Source organism: Streptomyces chengmaiensis (genome assembly GCF_029846775.1).
Classification (GTDB): domain Bacteria; phylum Actinomycetota; class Actinomycetes; order Streptomycetales; family Streptomycetaceae; genus Streptomyces; species Streptomyces chengmaiensis.
The window spans coordinates 177,630-192,808 of the sequence record NZ_JARWBG010000005.1; the positions used below are offsets into that span (position 1 = coordinate 177,630).

The following is a 15,179-nucleotide window of genomic DNA, read 5'->3' on the forward strand; positions in this document are numbered from 1 at the left end:
CCGGCACGGTCGCGTACGTCAGTGCATGGGCCCTGGAGGCATAGATGAACATCGTCCTGATGTCCGACCGCCGCGTCGCCGCCATCCCCGTCGCGGACTGCGGCGAGCCGCTCGTCGACGTCCGCGGAACCTTGTTGGTCGACGACCGCAGGGCCGACCCGGCGGGCGCCTTCGCCCATCTCCGGCAGGGAGTCCTCGACCGGCTCCTGTACGCCCAGTCGCTTCTGCCCGAGGGCCTTCGCCTTCTGTTCATCGAGGGGTACCGCCCGCCCGACCTGCAACAGCAGTACTTCCAGCAGTACGCGGACGAGCTGCATACGGCCAACCCCACCTGGCCCCAAGACCAAGTGCACGAGGCCGCCAGCCGGTACGTGTCTCCTCCGGAGATCGCGCCGCACAGCGCCGGCGCCGCCGTTGACCTCACCCTCGTGGACGCCGATGGCCACGAGCTGGACATGGGCACGCGCGTGAACGCGAGCCCCGAGGAAAGCGACGGTGCCTGCTACACGAGCGCGAACTCAATCAGCACCCAGGCCCGTACGAACCGAACCACGCTAGCCAACGCCCTCTCCACCGCCGGACTCGTTAACTACGCGACCGAGTGGTGGCACTGGAGCCATGGCGACCGGTACTGGGCGCTGATGACGAAGCAACCGGCCGCCCTGTACGGACCACGCGACCTTCCTTGATCAAGCCGAGCCGGGTCGGCCGGCCACACCCCACCGCTATCGCAGAAGGAGCCGGAAATGCCACGCACCATACGGTTCGCCCATCCCGACCCAGATCAGTTGCGGCACAGCCTCACAACTACGGCTCGGGAAGCGGGAGTCGCCTCGCACCGCCAGGGTCCGTGCCACCACGCCGACTCCCCCTCAGCCCTTCCGCCTGAAAGCGATCCGCGATGACACCCAGCACGACCACCATCCAGTTTCGGATGGGTACCCGGCCCAGCCCCATGGCCATGGAGCAGACCAGCCGGGTCGAGACGGCCTTCCGGTCCCTGCACCCGCACATCGACCTCAAGATCTTCAGGATCACTTCCCAAGGTGACCAGCACCGAGGCCCGCTGGCCGAGATCGGCGGAAAGGGCGCGTTCACCCGCCGGGCCGACGAGCACCTTCTCGACGGCCGGGTCGAGGCCACCATCGCCTGCGCGAAGGACATCCCCGGCCCTCACGACCGGGCCCCCGGGATCACGGTTGGAGCGGTCCTGCCCCGCGAGGACGTCCGCGACGTTCTCGTCCTGCCCGTCGGGCGCCCACCCGCCACTCTGGACACCCTGCCACCCGGCACCCGCATCGGCACGAGCGCACCCCGCCGGGCTGCCCTACTCAAGGCCCTGCACCCGCAGTTGATCCCCGTACCGATCCGTGGGAACGCCGACACCAGGATGAACGCACTCGACACCGGGACCTTGGGCGCGGACGCGATGATCGCCGCCCTTGCCGGACTCCGGCGCCTCGGCCTCGCGGACCGCGCCTCACAGATCCTGGACCCCACGGTGTGGCTGCCCGCTGCAGGCGCCGGGATCGTCGTCATCGAGCACCGCGCCGACGACCCCACCACCAGCCGGCTCCTCGCCCCGCTCACCCACTCCCAGACGCGGGTCCTCCTGGACGCCGAACGCGCCGCCCTCGCCGCCCTGCGGGGCGGCTGCCTGACCGCCGCTTCCGTCCACGCCACTCTCGACGAGGAACACGAGTGCGTCACCGTGTACGCGGTCGTCCTCAACCCAGACGGCGGTGCACCCCTTCGCACCGTCACGAGCGGCCCCGCAGCCGACCCCAGGGGTGTCGGACGCCGGGCGGGAGAGCAGCTGCTGGACGCCGGCGCCGCCCGACTCCTGGGAGTGCGGCCATGAGCGGCGCGACGGCGTCGGGGAGCGGCAAGGCCGCGGAGCGCACGGCGGTGTTCGTTCCGCCGAGCCAACACAACGACCAGGTGCGGATGCGGAGGGCGCACGCGGCTGCGGCCCGGAAGTTCGGCGTGGAGGCCACCGGGCCGGAAGTCTGGGGGTGGCAGGGTCGCACCATCGGCCGCCGAGCCGGCCGCTGGTGGCTCCGTCTTCTCTCCGTACCGGAGGACAAGCGCGGTGGTCGCCTGTGGGAGGGAACGGCCGCCGCCGACGCTGCGCTTCCGCGCTCGGTACCCCGCCCGCGGCTGCACGACCTGCTGGACTGGTCCGCAGGCGGCCAGGCGTACCGCGCGGAGTTGACCGAGTACGTGTCCCTGCCGGCTCTCCAGACGGGCGGGCCCGTCCTCCATTCGGAGCTGGAGCTGCCCGACGCTTGGTGGGCCGACCTGCGGGCCGCCCTCGCCGCCATCGCGACCGTCGCCACCGAGCGACAGGCTGTGCGCCAGCAGTGGGTTGACCGGAACTTCGCCCGCTTCCTGGGCATCCCGGCGATCCGGATCACGGACTGGACGACGGGGCACGGCGACCTGCACTGGGCCAACCTCACAAGCGCGCCGCTGGTCATCCTCGACTGGGAGGGCTGGGGGAGACTGCCCGTCGGCTACGACATCGGCCTCCTGCATGCGTACAGCCTGACCACCCCGGCGACCGCCGAGCGCATCCGGGCTCGGTTCGTCCACGTCCTCTCCACACCGGCGGGCAAAACCGGTGAACTCGTGGCGCTCGCCCAACTCCTCCAGGTCGTCGGACGCGGCGGCCACCCAGAACTCGCCCCGCATTTAGCGCGGCACGCCCAACAACTGACCGGCATGCCCGTGCCAGATACGACCTCATGAACACCTGGTACGGGCCGATAAGGCCGCGACCGCAGGCTCCGATCCGGAGACGCATTAGCCTCGATCTTTCGTGACGGTCCGTCGGTTTCTTCGGCGGGCCGTTTCGGTTGTTCGGGTCGGTGGTGGGCACGCTGATGGCCCGGCTGTCGCGTCGGGTGGGCGCCGGGTTCCACGGCTCCGGTCGGGGTGATGCTGCTCGCAGGGACGGGAACGTACTGGTCAGCCAGGGTTCGGGAGAGCTTCGAGCCGTGCCAGGGCGTCGGTGATCACGTCGGTCCAGGGCCAGTGGCGTGCGAACCTCAGGTGCCGGCGGCGGGCGGTCGTGACGATCTGGGCGGCGGCGGAGAGAAGGCGGAACCGGAGACGGCGGGGCTCCCACCTGCGGATTTCGCCGGTCAGAGCGAGCATCGGCATCCAGGCCAGCAGGTCCAGGGCGAGCTGGACGATCTCCAGCCAGATCTGGTTCTGCGCAGTGTCGTGCAGGGGCAGGTTGCGCAGGCCGGTGGCCCGCGCGGCCCGGATGCGGTCCTCGGCTCGGGCTCGCTGGCGGTGTCGCAGCTCCAGTGCCGCGATCGGAACGTCCGCCGTGTTGGTGGCGAAGCAGGTCAGCCGCAGTCCGTCAGCGTCGGTGATCCGCAACTGGGCGCCGGGGTGTGGCCGTTCCTTCCGCACGATCAGCCGCATTCCCTTCGGCCAGCCCTTGAGGCAGTCGCCGTTGATCTCGGCGACCCAGGCCCCGTCCCGGATGTCGCCGCCGGGCTCGATCGCTGCCGTCCAGGCCGGGGCGGGAACCTTGAGTACGGCCTGGTGGATGGCGTCGGTGACGGTCATGCCGACCGAGTACGACAGCCACCTGCCCCGCTGGGCGAGCCAGGCGACGAACTCGTGGGTGCCGCCTGCGGAGTCGGTGCGGATCAGTGTCTGGCGTCCACGCCGGTACTTCTTCGGTAGCTGGGCCAGGGCGAGTTGGGCCGTGGTGACGTGGTCGGCGGCGGTGTTGCTGCCTGCGTTGCCCGGTCTGAGCAGGCCGGCCACCGGCTCACCGCTCCCGCCGCTTCCGTGATCGACGAACCCCATCAGGGGGTGGTGTCCGAAGGTCTTCTTCCAGGTCGCGGTGGCGTCCTGCTTCTCGGAGTGGGCCAGCACGAGTACCCCGTCCAGGTCCACGATCACCTGCCCCGCGGCATCCGGCGCCGCAGTACCGGCCAGTTTCCAGACGCGCTCACGCGCTTCGGCCCGAGCGGCCCGTATCGCGGACAGGGCCTTCGGCCCAGCTGCGGCGAGAGCGTCGACGAGCCGGGAGACCGTCGGGTCGGAGGCCACCGGCCCGAACACGCCGGGCTCGGCCCGCAGCGTCCCGACATCCGCGAGGCAGTCCCCGCCCAGCGCGACCGCGAGGGCCACGTCCAGCAGGATCTTCCCCGGATCGTGCACCGCCCGCGGCCGCCGCCACGGCGCAAGCGCCGTCGATATCGCCTGATCCAGCTCGGCCTTGCGGACGGTCTCGACCAGCAGCACGGCCCCGGCCTGGGACACCACCCCACGGCCACCGCCCTCGATGCGGACCCGTGGATAGGACCCGATACGCTTCTTCACCTGGGAAGTGCCTCCGACGGTGGCAGGAACAAGGACCTCGACAATCCTCATTCTTGCTGGTCAGAGGCACTTTTCGCATACCTGACCACCCGTCGGACAGCCCGCTTCATGAAAGCGCGAGGTTAGAAGACGGGAGCGCAGCGACCACCTAGCCGCTCGAGCCGTACGGCGCGCGCCCCAGGGCGCGGACCACTGTTCTCGGTCGGCCAGCGAGTACCCGTACCCGAGGTCGCCGGCTTCGACGGGCGATCAGACGGCGTCCTGCTTACGGTGATGCGCTCGGCCATCAGTCCCGCTGCGCGGCCCGCGCCGTCCGTACGCTCGCCTCCAGCGCGGCCATCAGGTCCACCGCCGGCTCAGGCTCAGGCGGGGCGGCGATCTCTCCCCCCGACACCTTGGCGCTGACCAGTTCTTCCAGCGCGTGCCGGTACTCGTCATGCAGCTCGCCGACTTCGATGCCCGTGAGCTCCCGCACCAACACCTCGGCGAGCTGCAGCTCCCGGTCCGTGACAGGCGCGGATGAGGTGAGGTCTCCAGGGTCGCGCACCTCCTCAGGCCACAGCAGGCTCTGGCAGATCAGCAGCCCGTGGCGCGGTCGGAGCACGGCGAGCCGCTCCCTAGAGCGGACAGCAATCTTGCACACGCCCACGTACCCGGTGCGGGCGAGCGCCTCCACCAGCAGCGCGTACGGACGGTCGGCTGCCGGGGCACCGGAGCCGACGTAGTACGGCTTGCTGTAGAGGATCGGGTCGACGTCCTGGCTGGGCACGAAGCCCATCATGTCGACCACGTGCCTGGTCGCCAGTGGGAGGCGTTCCAGGTCGTCATCGGTCAGCGGCACCAGGCGGCCGTCGGGCATCTCCCAACCGCGGCCGACCTCCTCGTATGGGATCTCACGATCTTCAACCTCGCACACCCGCCGGTGGCGCACCCGGCTGGCGTCTGCGGTGTGGATTTCCCGCAGGCGCACGTGGTGCTCCTCCGTGGCGGTGTACAGCCGTACGGGCAGCGCCACGAGCCCGAAGGTGATCGTGCCTGACCAGATGGCCTTCATGCCTCCAGCGTCCATCGCCGCTGGTTGCGGTGCATCTCACCCACGCCGCCGGGCGGAGCGGGCCGCAGGGCCGCTTTGGGACGGGCTCGTACGGGGGGCGTCGTGCCAGCGCACCGGGTAGCGCGCGGACACCAGCGCCTTGCATTCGGTCGGCCGCCGCAGGCGGTAAAGGCCGGCGATTGCATTCAAAGATCCATTAAGACGCCGTCACCTAATTTCGATCTTGGAATCCAGAATGTGAGACTTCTGGCGCCCGGGTGACCTTCACAACACGCCCGTCCGCATGGATCATGCTTCCCGCCTTGTACGATCTGTTGCCAGGGCGTGTCGGCCGAATCACCGCATGCCTCAAGCACAAGCTCCTGGCTACTAGCGCCCCCGCGTATGAGTATCGGGATGGGGGCTGACAGCGAACACCTCAGTAGCATTTCAATGGAGCGACCATGCGATGGCGTAGAGACCCTTCACGGCGCGCACTCGTGAAGGAATGCGAGAGACTGCTCGCCGATCTCCCTATACCCGCTCCCTTCAGCGTCGAGGCGCTGGTACGGAACATGGAGGGCGCGTTGGGCCGCCAGATTCGGCTAGTGCCACTGGATGATCCCGACGGCGGCCTGGGCACAGCATGCGGCCTTCGGGTCAAAGCGCCGGAGGTCACAATTATCCTCTATCGCCGCCGTTCAACTCGCAATCAAACCGAACACATAATTCTCCATGAGCTCGCGCACGAATGGCTCAACCACGGGACCTCCCTGACAGAGGCCGAGATCGAGCGATACGTGCCTGACCGCATTCGCCAGGAAGTCCTTCGACGTTTCCCGTCTACGCTGATCCAAGGGCGCGTAAATTTCGGCAGTCCCGAGGAAAAGCAGGCCGAACTTTCGGCCTCGTTGATAAAGCGGCTGGCACGCCGCCATTCGTTCACGGGAGATGACATGGTCAGCCTCCTGGAGCATTCACTTTCTCACCCAGTCGCCGCCCCACCGCGGCGCCGAATCTAATCGCGATCCGACTGGCGACCGCCGAGGTACGTTGCCCGGCCCTACGACTTCCGCCACATAGCGCAGCCCACCTGGCAATCAATGCTGCGGTCAGCCGAATTTTCGGCTCGGCAAACGCGCAGCCGGCGTAGATACCCACTGGATCGTGTTCGACTACATCAAATACCTTACTGCGGCCGTGATGACCGTCATCGCCGTATGGCGATTCCCTGCAGTTCGGTACGGTGACGCTCACCGCCGGGCGCTCTGGGGCGGCTATGCGGGATTCGCCGTAGCTCTGTGGCTCTACACGCCAGCAGCAATGGATGCGGTGGATCGCATTCCCATCGTGGACCTGAGCGCCCTACTCAGGCACTTCGCCAGTACTGCAGCGATCATCGCGTCCCTGACCTACGTCGCCACCAGCTACGGGAAGAGCTCGGAGACAGTCGTCCCCCGGCACGTGGCGGTCTCCCGCTGGATCGCCCGCGCGTCATATAAAACGGGGGCAATAGGCGTCATTCTGCTCACGGTCCTGTTTTTCACCGTGGTGGACCGGGACACGCCGAGCCAAAACTTCCTCATCGACCACGCTGGGCAATGGGGGGTCGCGGTCTACATGACCGTGTTCTACTTCTTCCCGCTCATCACGACTGCGGTTTGCGGCTACCAGTGGACGAGGGCGGCGCGACAGGCCGAGTGTAGAAGCATGCGTGTCGGGCTGGGCTTGATGGGGCTTTCGATGTGGATGGGACTTACCCACACGGTGGCCCGTATCACCATCGTTTGGGCTGCCGTCGCGTTCCCCCTCAGCGCTTCCACGGTGCAGCTCCTTGTAGACGCCACATCGATATGGATGAACGTGCTCTTCCTGATCGTTGCCGTAGGAGCGAGCATCCCCACCACCCGCACGGTGGTGGCCCGATGGAAGACTTTGCGCACACTTTACAGGACTTACCCTCTCTGGTTTGACCTGGTGGAGGCTTTCCCCGGGACGAGCCTGTATCCACCAGGACGGCGCCTCGCTGAATTCATGCATATACGCGTTCCGATCGATGTTCGCCTGGACCGATGGACTCAGGACATTGCTGACGCTTGCGAAAAGCTCCGCTATTACGCTCCGCGGGACTTGATGTTCGCCGCCGAGGACATCACTGCCTCACTCCCCGACCCTGAGCCGGCTGCGGAAGCGTACTGGATTAAGGCCGCGCTCCAGGCCGCTGACACCGTGCCAGCCAATCCGCACGCCGCTGCCAGCTTGAGGGCCAAACCGTTCGTTGACACCGATAGTGAAGCGGCGTGGCTAGCACGAGTCAGCACGGCTTACTCGCACATCACCACGGATCAAGCTCGGGAGCTACTTGTGTACTCCACAGAGGCGGAATCCGAACCAGGTAGAAATACTTAATTTCTCGGTTCGGACTCATTGCCCGACGTCTGCAACCAGGCAACATGGCGATCTTGAATGCGTGCTGCCAAGTGAGATTTGGCACCATCTGCTGCATGAAGTGGGCTGGTATCGTGGGCATGCGGACTGATAGGTCTTGCTCCGCCCCGTAAGTGACCCTGGCCTGCGACGCACAGCCACTCCCGTCGCCACACATAGCCGGGCCGTGACGCTATCCGGTCTGGATGGGCGTCCGAAATCTCAGCAATCTGGAGTTCTCGCATGTCCAACCGCCGCACCGGCCTCATCCTCGATTTCGGAGGCGTTCTCACGACTCCGCTGCTGCCCGCAGTGCTCGCCTTCGAGCAGCGCGAGGGTCTTCCGCAGGGCGCCTGCCTCACGGCCCTGTACAAGAACGAGGAGGGCGTCCGGATCACCAGTGACCTTGAGCGCGGAGCGGTCTCCCAGACCGAGTGGAACGAGTTCGCCGGCAAGATGCTGGGCGTGCCGGCTGACAACCTGATGGGCCGCATCTTCGGCGACCTCCGCCCCGAGCCGCTGATGATCAATGCCGCTGCCGCAGCGAGGCGAGCCGGGATCAAGGTGGGCATCCTGTCCAACTCCGTGGGCTTGACGCCTTGGGACCTGTACGACGGCTTCGAGCTTGAGCGGCTGTACGACGTCGTGGTGATCTCCGAGCAGCACCTGCTGCGCAAGCCTGACCCCGAGCTCTTCGAGATCACGCTCAAGCTCATGGATCTGCCGGCCGAGGAGTGCGTCTTCGTCGACGACACCGAGGGATATGTCCGGGCAGCGGAGCAGCTCGGCCTCGCCGGGGTTCACAACCAGGACCCCCGGAAGACGGTCGCCACTCTTTCCGAGCTGCTCGGCGTGGACCTCACTGCCTCTTAGCCGGCGCCGGCCGCTCGGCGGTCCGATCGGTCTCGATGTCGGAGCTGAGCATTTGGAGTGCCGGGTCGGGAACAGCGAAGGGACTACGGCGATTGCCCCCAGTAAGGGGGCATCGCCGTAGTCCCTTCGCTGTTGTCGCCTGAGACACCAAGCCCCGCGAGGAGTTCTCGCCGGGGGCGTCACTCCCCGTCCTGCACCCCTGGCAGCTTGTGCTTCAACTCTCCGACGAGCTCGTTGATGTGGGCCATCATTTCGGCAGACAGGCCCGCGCTGTTGCCGCGGGCAGCCAGGCCGAGGATCTGCCCTCGGTGAATCGAGCCGAGGAAGCGGAGTGCCTCCAGGAATTCGCGGGCCGCAGGGTTGACCTCGGCATCGTCCTGGAAGAGGGCCGCGTCGACCTGGAGGGCCTGGGCTAGGCCGGCACGCAGCACATCGGAAGCCTCCGTTGTGGCACCCGTGCGAAGGGCTGCGATGTCGTCGGCCGTGACGGCCGCCACGCCCGCATGCTCATTTACGAGCCGCGCGATTTCCTCATCAGAGGGCGCTTCCTGACCAACGTACCCGTGTTGCAGGAGATAGTTGATCTTCTCCCCGACCGTGCGAGGTGCTGACGCCTGCTTGTCACGCGAGCCTTCGGGGCGAAGCCCGAACGAGCAGTCCTGAGCGGCCAGCAATTCCTCTTTGGACACCTTGTACGCCTGTGCGAGCGGCAGCACGTAAGCATCACTGAGCCGGCGTCGGCCGGATTCGGCGTTGTTCACCGGCACGCGGCTCGCGCCGATGATCGCAGCGGCCTGCGCGACGCTGAGGCCAGCGTCGCAGCGCAGGAGCTGCAGGTCCGGCGGACCGTCGTGGGGGAAAAGGACATCAAGCGACTCACCGAGCGCCGCTGCAATTAGGGGAAGCTTCTCGCCCTTGGGGAAGTCTTGGCCGCTCTCCCATCGCGCGACCGTGGGAGCGCTGACGCCCACCATCTCTGCCAATTCCTGCTGAAGGAGGTCCTTGCCCCGCCTGACAGCACGTACGCGGCTGCCGTCGAACTGACGTGGCACATGAACTCCTGCAGGGTGGCGATCGGGCCGGTGGGGGCGTCCTCTGGAGCAACTGTACCCCAGGCTTGATACATTTCCGCAAGTGGCGTACGTTTCCGTATCGCACCTGCTGGCCGGCTCCAGCTCCCTATGGTGCCAGCCACAGGAAGGACCCTCCATGCATGCTGCGTCGCCGTCGCCGCCTGCGCACGCGCCGCAGAATTCGGTACCCAGCCGTTGCCGGCGACTGCACCGAGGATTCGGGCCTGCCCTACCCCAACCGCGCGGGTGCTGCCTGATTGCTCGCAGCCGTCCAGTCCAGTGCCGAATCACCTGGCAGAGTGGACGAAAGCAGCCAGTCTTATAGAGGTCCCACATGGCCTAAATAGGGGCGTGGGGCGATTCACGTACGCGAGCTGTAGGCGTACAACACGCAAGCGCACCCGCGATCACCCGGCGGACGGCGTTTCCGGGAGAACAAGAAGATGCCACCCCGCCGAAAGCGGCAACTCTCAGGCGGACACGGCACGAGTCGGCACTCCCTGGCAAGCGCAGAAGCGGGCCTCCCCGTCACCCTCTGCAACCAGTACAGAGTTTAAGAACCAACTCTGGATCTTGACACGGGTCCGTGCGTATGTTCGTCGTCCCCCGGGCGCACTGCCCGGCACAACGGACGTAAGGAGAGCAGCAGCATCGGCCTGTAAGTCCGCATACAGCGACGGCGTCCGAGAGCGGAACTCCCGGACGCCGAACGCTAAATGGCATGTCCGCCCCGGCAAGGGCGGAGGTTGCCCACCATCACCACGCTGAGTCCTTCCGAGGGGCGCATCAGCGTGGCAACACTGCAACGAGGAGTATCGCATGCCTCCTGCCCTGCGCAAAAGGCCCTTCCGCCTGGCCTGCGCGGCAGCCACCTCCGCCTCGGCGCCTCGGTGCCCCGAGCCGGAGCCCACCATCCCGGCCCCGGCGAACCGCCGGCCCCGCCCCGCCACCGGGAGCGGCCGATGAGCAGCGACGCCCGCGAGTGGGTGTGGGAGCACAGCGCCAGTCGCGGAACGGCGCGCCTGGTCCTGCTGTCGATCGCCGATCGGGTGGCCGACGAGCAGTGCGTCTCCTGGGCCTCGCTGTCCAGCCTGGCCAAGCGCACGCGCGCCTCCGTCTCCACGGTGCGCGAAGCCATCGACCGGCTGGTCGACGCCGACGAGCTGGAGCAGCTCGACGACCTCACAGGCCCGCAGCGCAGCACGGTCTACCGTCTGCCCCTCGCCGCGAAGGCCGTGGCCCGAGCCAAGAGGGAGCTGGAGGAGGACGGCGACCAGGCGCCGACGGACGATCCGGAGGAGGGCCTGACCCTGCGGCTCTCGGTCCTGCGGCAGTACGGCATCCGCCCGCGTGAGGTGCCGGAATCCCCCGCCAGGGTCCGGAAACCGGCAGTAGCGGAACCCGGCAGGTCCCGACGGAAACCGGCACCTCGGCGTACCGGAAACCGGCACAGCGATGTACCGGAAACCGGCATACAGAACCGTAGTGAACCGGATTTGAACCGGAGGTACAGCAGTGGTGCTGCCGTCCTCTCCGCTGCCGAGTGGCAGGTCGACCCAGCCACCCACACCTGGGCCCGACAGCAGGGACACCTCGACCGCCTCGGCGAACAGGGCGTGCAAGCGGCCGACGCGAAGTGGCGGGCCCACCGGGCCGACTTCAAGCCGCGGCCAGCTGCTGCCTGGGCTGCCGACTGGCGCTCCTGGATCGCCCGAGAGCACGCCCCCAGCCGCCCGAAGCTCTACGCCGTGCCCGGCGGAGCTTCCGCAGCGCCGGGCGGCATGACGCGGGCCGAGGCCCACACGGCCGCCCTTCTCGCCGCCCTCGACGAGCCGACCGGAACGGAGGGCTGACCGTGGACCGTCGCGAAATCGCAGCTCTGCTGGCCTACATCGGCCGACTCGACCCCCGCACCATCCGCACCGACCAGGGCGAGGCCCGCGACCAGCTCGCCCAGTGGCACGAGCTGCTCGGCGACGTACCGATGGCTACCCCGCACGGCTGGGACGCCCGCGTCGCCGCCCGCCAGCACATCCGCACCTCGCCGTACCAGATCCTGCCCGCGGACGTGGCCCGTCCCTGGGAGAGCTACCGGCGCGACCGCCTGGCCCGGCACTCCGACCCCACGCCGTCCGTCGACCCGGACGACCAGGCCGCCTGGACCGCCGAGCTGGTCGGAGCCCGCCGCGCCGTCGCCGCCGGCATCGCGCAGCCCGCGCAGGCCAGGGCGATCACCAGCGGTCGCGACGGCATCGATCCGAGGCTGAAGGCGCGGCTGCGGGAGATCGGCTCCTGCATACCGCCCGCCGCTCGAGCCGCCCTCGCGCCCTACCGGCCCGCCCGAGCCGCGCGCGAGGCCGCCGTCGCCCAGGGGCAGCCGGACGCCCTGAGCGTTCGCTGCGAGTGGTGCCTGGCCCAGCCCGGTGAGCCGTGCCGCCGCCGAAGGGTCGGCCCCGACGGCGGAGCACGCGGAACTGCCCCGCGCGCCACCCCGCACCCCGGCCGCCTCGACCTCGCCGCCGCACAGCAGCCCCAGCAGACCGAACAGGTCCGCCAGCCCGCGATGGCCTGACCGGCGCGCAAGGCCGGTGCATCCCATCCGGTGCACCGCCACCACACCACCGTCCCGCCTCGGCTGCGGCGCACCTCCCTGCGCCGCAGCCGGCACCCGACGCCGCGTCCGCCCCAGCACCGGCCCCGCCCGGCCAACGCGGCAGCACATCGGAGACCCCCTTGCGCCACATCACCACCCACGACGCGCCACCCACCGGCCTGCGCGGCATCGGCGACACCAGCTGGCAAAGCCGCGGTGTGTGCCACGGGATGGACCCCGAGGACGCCGACGCCGTGTTCTTCCCCCTCCCCCGGGACCACGAGGCCATCGCCGAGGCGAAGGAGCTGTGCGGCTGGTGCCCGGTACGTCGCGACTGCCTGAACTACGCCCTGGAGAACGTCCTCAAGGAGGGCGTCTGGGGCGGGCTCACCGAGGCGGAGCGGCGCCCCTGGCACGACGGGCTGCCCCAGCGCCTCGACTACAGCCGCGTCATCGCCTTCTTCAACGGCCGCGACGTGCACCTGACCGAGGCCGAGCGTCAGGTCGTGATCGATCACGCCTACGTCCGCGGCTGGCGACCGGCCCGGCTCGCCGCCGCGCTGCAGATCAGTCACAAGCACGCCCGGGACCTGCTCCGGCAGGCCGCCAACAAGATCCTCGACCGCGACCGCACCTGCGGCGTGCCCCGGCAAAGGAAGAAGCGGAAGAAGGCCGCCCCGACCGCAGGCGGCCCTGCGCCCGCCCAGCCCGGCACACGGCAGCCGGTGAGCCGTCCGGTGGCCTCGACCTCTGTGCACGCCCCTCTCGGAAAGGCAGCATGACCCACCCCGTCCTGTCCCTCGGTGCCGCTACGGACCTGCCTCTCCTCCTCGCGATCGGCGTGCCCGCCGCCCTCGTCCTGATGCTGACCGCTTGGGCGATCCGGCGCCGGGACACCCGCCCGCAGAAACGTCTCGGCAGCCCGGCGGTCAAGGTCGCCGCGCTCGCCGCGCTCGGCTGCACCGCCTACAGCGCGGACACGAGCTGGCGCTTCGCCGCCGACTACCTCGACATGGCCGGCACCGCCGAACGCGTCGCCATGTTCGCCGCAGCCGAACTCGCTCTCTTCGCGACCGCGCTGATGGCCCGGCAGAACCTGGCCACCCAGGGCGCGCCCGGCCTGCCCGGCACGCTGGTCTGGGTGATCACCGGGGTACAGGTGATCCCCGCCTTCGCCGAGAGCGGCCCGGTCGGCGGCACCGTCCGCGCCTTCGTCGGCCCGATCATGGCGGCGATGCTGTGGCACCTCGCCATGGGCATCGAACTGCGCCTGCGCACGCCGGGCGCCGCGTCCCGCGGGTTGATTGCCACATTGGGTCGGGAGGCACGCGAACGCCTGCTGTCCCGCCTCGGCATCGCCGCCCGGGACCGCGACGCCGCGCAGATCACCCGTGACCGGGCCACCACCCGTGCGGTCGCCCTCGCCGCCCGGCTCGCGGAGCGCACGCCCGAGCAGCAGCAGAGCTGGCGCGGCCGACGCCTCACCCGGCGGCTGTCGAAGGCCCTCGGCAGGGCATCGGTCGGCACCGATCCCCTCCAGCGCGCGCAGCTCCTCGACCAGCTCGCCGCCCGCCGGCACGCCCTCGCGCTGGCCACGGTCCCGCTCCCCTCCCCCTGGTCCCCGCCACACGGGAGTGCCACGGCGGCCACGGTCCCCTCGCCGCAGGCGCCGAACGCGGCGGTCCCCTCAACCGGTCCCTGCCGTCCCGCCGCACTGATCGGGGACCGGGGACCGCGCGAGGAAGGGGGACCGGTCCCCGGGACCAAGGAACATGACGCGGGGACCGAGAGCGGGGACGCAGGGACCGAGCCCGCTGGGGACCGGGGACCGGGGACCGAGCCCGCTGAGGACCGGGGACCGGGGCCCGGCTACTCGGCGGTCGAAGTGCCTGGTCAGGCCCAGGTTTGCCATCGGGGACCGGAGGGCGCCGAGTCGGGGACCGATCCCACCGGGGACCGGGGACCGACCGACACCGACACGGGGACCAACCCCACCGGGGACCGGGGACCGACCGACACCGACACGGGGACCAACCCCACCGGGGACCGGGGACACAGGGTTCCCCTCCGCCGGAAGCCGACTACGAGGGCAAAGGGCAAGGGGAAGCGAAGTGGCCTGTCTGGCGGCCCACAAACGCAGCGTCCGCCGCGCGAGCCGGAGCAGTCGGTGGACCAGCTCGTCCAGCAGGTCCGCCCGCACGTCCCCGCGCTGCTCGCCCGGGACGGCAACGAGTCCGTCACCCGGGTTCAGCTGCGGGAGATCCTCCGACGCGAGGGCCTCCGGGGCGGCCGGAACGACCGGCTGAGCCTCGTCCTCCAGCAACTGCGGAGCGACGACATCACGAAGACAAGGAGCACCGCCCGATGAAGACCTGCCACCAGTTCGACACCGTCCGTGCGGAGTACCAGCGGGAGATCGGCTACATGATCGCCCACTCCGAACGGCACGTGGGCAGGCCGGCCGCGAAGTCCAGCGCGAAGCAAGCCACGTCGACGAAGGCCCGGATGGCCCGGGCGCTCAGCAGTCACGTCGCGCGCTGCCCCGAGTGCGGCTGAACCGGCAAAACCCCAGCTCAAGGCCCTACCCGCAAACAGGTGGTCCGGCTCCTCGCCGGGCCACCGCCCCGCTCCAGGAGACAGGCCGTGATACCGCGTCCCCCACGCTCATCCGAGCCAACGACCGTCGAGGCCGGCGCCTGGGCGGACCCTGGTCCGCCGACGCCTCCTGTACACCGCAGTCCTCCCCGACCGGCCAGTGGCTCGTCCAGTTCCAGCCCGACGAACCCGTCCGCGTCCTCAACGGGCTGGCCGACGTCGTCTAGCTGGCCGCCAC

General features: G+C 69.2%; 14 protein-coding genes. 11 read left to right on the forward strand and 3 right to left on the reverse strand.

Annotated elements, in window-relative coordinates:
* Nucleotides 1-44 precede the first annotated feature (44 nt).
* The 3 genes from QCN29_RS07085 (at nt 45) to QCN29_RS07095 (ending at nt 2,751) form a co-directional block, all read left to right on the forward strand.
* On the forward strand, nt 45-689 hold the full coding sequence (locus tag QCN29_RS07085; protein ID WP_201827810.1) for a M15 family metallopeptidase: 645 nt from the start codon (nt 45-47) through the stop codon (nt 687-689).
* A 245-nt stretch (nt 690-934) separates the two neighbouring features.
* Entirely contained in the window at nt 935-1,861 is a 927-nt protein-coding gene (hemC, locus tag QCN29_RS07090; protein ID WP_279926850.1) for a hydroxymethylbilane synthase, read from the forward strand.
* Nucleotides 1,858-2,751, forward strand: coding sequence for a hypothetical protein (locus QCN29_RS07095; protein WP_279926851.1), 894 nt, complete (start codon nt 1,858-1,860; stop codon nt 2,749-2,751). Before hemC ends, QCN29_RS07095 begins: the two co-directional genes overlap by 4 nt.
* A gap of 219 nt (nt 2,752-2,970) precedes the next feature.
* Here the strand turns inward: QCN29_RS07095 and QCN29_RS07100 are convergent, their stop codons facing one another.
* Entirely contained in the window at nt 2,971-4,347 is a 1,377-nt protein-coding gene (locus tag QCN29_RS07100) for an IS1380 family transposase (RefSeq protein WP_279926852.1), read from the reverse strand.
* A 286-nt stretch (nt 4,348-4,633) separates the two neighbouring features.
* Nucleotides 4,634-5,401, reverse strand: coding sequence for a non-homologous end joining protein Ku (gene ku, locus QCN29_RS07105; protein WP_279926853.1), 768 nt, complete (start codon nt 5,399-5,401; stop codon nt 4,634-4,636).
* A 479-nt stretch (nt 5,402-5,880) separates the two neighbouring features.
* Between ku and QCN29_RS07110 the strand changes: the two genes are divergently transcribed.
* The 3 genes from QCN29_RS07110 (at nt 5,881) to QCN29_RS07120 (ending at nt 8,680) form a co-directional block, all read left to right on the forward strand.
* The gene (locus QCN29_RS07110) at nt 5,881-6,402 is read left to right on the forward strand and encodes a hypothetical protein (protein WP_279926854.1); all 522 of its coding nucleotides are present in this window, start codon (nt 5,881-5,883) and stop codon (nt 6,400-6,402) included.
* Between the two features lie 145 nt (nt 6,403-6,547).
* The gene (locus QCN29_RS07115) at nt 6,548-7,789 is read left to right on the forward strand and encodes an MAB_1171c family putative transporter (protein WP_279926855.1); all 1,242 of its coding nucleotides are present in this window, start codon (nt 6,548-6,550) and stop codon (nt 7,787-7,789) included.
* A 261-nt stretch (nt 7,790-8,050) separates the two neighbouring features.
* Nucleotides 8,051-8,680, forward strand: a complete 630-nt coding sequence (locus tag QCN29_RS07120; RefSeq protein ID WP_215186876.1) for an HAD-IA family hydrolase — start codon at nt 8,051-8,053, stop codon at nt 8,678-8,680.
* Nucleotides 8,681-8,859: 179 nt separating this feature from the next.
* On the opposite strand, the gene QCN29_RS07125 is transcribed toward QCN29_RS07120, so the two are convergent.
* Entirely contained in the window at nt 8,860-9,732 is an 873-nt protein-coding gene (locus tag QCN29_RS07125; protein WP_279926856.1) for a helix-turn-helix transcriptional regulator, read from the reverse strand.
* 983 nt (nt 9,733-10,715) lie between these two features.
* Here QCN29_RS07125 and QCN29_RS07130 point away from each other — a divergent pair.
* The 5 genes from QCN29_RS07130 (at nt 10,716) to QCN29_RS07150 (ending at nt 14,902) form a co-directional block, all read left to right on the forward strand.
* Nucleotides 10,716-11,606 carry a helix-turn-helix domain-containing protein gene (locus QCN29_RS07130; RefSeq protein ID WP_279926857.1) on the forward strand — a complete coding sequence of 297 codons (891 nt, stop codon included), beginning with the start codon at nt 10,716-10,718 and terminating at the stop codon, nt 11,604-11,606.
* A gap of 2 nt (nt 11,607-11,608) precedes the next feature.
* Entirely contained in the window at nt 11,609-12,325 is a 717-nt protein-coding gene (locus tag QCN29_RS07135; protein WP_279926858.1) for a zinc finger domain-containing protein, read from the forward strand.
* 161 nt (nt 12,326-12,486) lie between these two features.
* Nucleotides 12,487-13,128, forward strand: coding sequence for a WhiB family transcriptional regulator (locus QCN29_RS07140; protein WP_279926859.1), 642 nt, complete (start codon nt 12,487-12,489; stop codon nt 13,126-13,128).
* Complete coding sequence (locus tag QCN29_RS07145) at nt 13,125-14,714, forward strand: collagen-like domain-containing protein (protein ID WP_279926860.1); 1,590 nt, start codon at nt 13,125-13,127, stop codon at nt 14,712-14,714. Before QCN29_RS07140 ends, QCN29_RS07145 begins: the two co-directional genes overlap by 4 nt.
* The gene (locus QCN29_RS07150; RefSeq protein WP_279926861.1) at nt 14,711-14,902 is read left to right on the forward strand and encodes a hypothetical protein; all 192 of its coding nucleotides are present in this window, start codon (nt 14,711-14,713) and stop codon (nt 14,900-14,902) included. The genes QCN29_RS07145 and QCN29_RS07150 overlap by 4 nt, the downstream gene beginning before the upstream one ends.
* Nucleotides 14,903-15,179: the final 277 nt, after the last annotated feature.

Coding starts and splice junctions, on each gene's coding strand:
- QCN29_RS07145 (WP_279926860.1), top strand. CDS start 13,125: ATGACCCACCCCGTCCTGTCCCTCGGTGCCGCTACGGACCTGCCTCTC.
- QCN29_RS07085 (WP_201827810.1), top strand. CDS start 45: ATGAACATCGTCCTGATGTCCGACCGCCGCGTCGCCGCCATCCCCGTC.
- QCN29_RS07120 (WP_215186876.1), top strand. CDS start 8,051: ATGTCCAACCGCCGCACCGGCCTCATCCTCGATTTCGGAGGCGTTCTC.
- hemC (WP_279926850.1), top strand. CDS start 935: ATGGGTACCCGGCCCAGCCCCATGGCCATGGAGCAGACCAGCCGGGTC.
- QCN29_RS07150 (WP_279926861.1), top strand. CDS start 14,711: ATGAAGACCTGCCACCAGTTCGACACCGTCCGTGCGGAGTACCAGCGG.
- ku (WP_279926853.1), bottom strand. CDS start 5,401: ATGAAGGCCATCTGGTCAGGCACGATCACCTTCGGGCTCGTGGCGCTG.
- QCN29_RS07095 (WP_279926851.1), top strand. CDS start 1,858: ATGAGCGGCGCGACGGCGTCGGGGAGCGGCAAGGCCGCGGAGCGCACG.
- QCN29_RS07130 (WP_279926857.1), top strand. CDS start 10,716: ATGAGCAGCGACGCCCGCGAGTGGGTGTGGGAGCACAGCGCCAGTCGC.